This is a genomic window from Staphylococcus sp. 191 (genome assembly GCF_011174885.1).
GTDB classification, from domain to species: Bacteria; Bacillota; Bacilli; order Staphylococcales; family Staphylococcaceae; genus Staphylococcus; species Staphylococcus coagulans.
This window is the reverse complement of sequence record NZ_PNRJ01000049.1, coordinates 1-373: the sequence shown is the minus strand read 5'-3', so window position 1 is coordinate 373 and position 373 is coordinate 1. Positions and strand designations below refer to the sequence as shown.

Annotated in this window: 1 protein-coding gene; it reads left to right on the top strand. The window is 39.9% G+C overall.

The features are described 5' to 3' along the window. Positions 1 to 19: 19 nt before the first annotated feature. Positions 20 to 373, top strand: a 354-nt coding sequence (locus C1H58_RS12165; protein ID WP_481864913.1) for a dCTP deaminase domain-containing protein, incomplete at its 3' end; no start/stop codon positions are given.

The window sequence follows — 373 nt, the reverse complement described above, 5'->3', positions numbered from 1 at the left end:
CGGAAAAGGAGAATAGGTAATGACTAATACATTACAAATCAAATTATTATCAGATAACGCGACAATGCCAACGCGTAACCACAATACAGATGCAGGCTTTGACATCTACGCAGCTGAAACAGTGATACTTGAACCTCAAGAGAAAGCGTTAATTGCAACTGACATAGCTGTGAACATTCCTAAAGGGTACGTTGGACTGCTTACAAGCCGTAGTGGTGTGAGTAGTAAGACACATTTAGTGATTGAAACAGGCAAGATTGACGCAGGGTTTCATGGAAACATGAAGATTAATATTAAGAATGACTATGTGTACGAAGACCCGTATGATGATTTATTCGACCATGCAGATAGATTGTACAGTGGAGTTCATGGC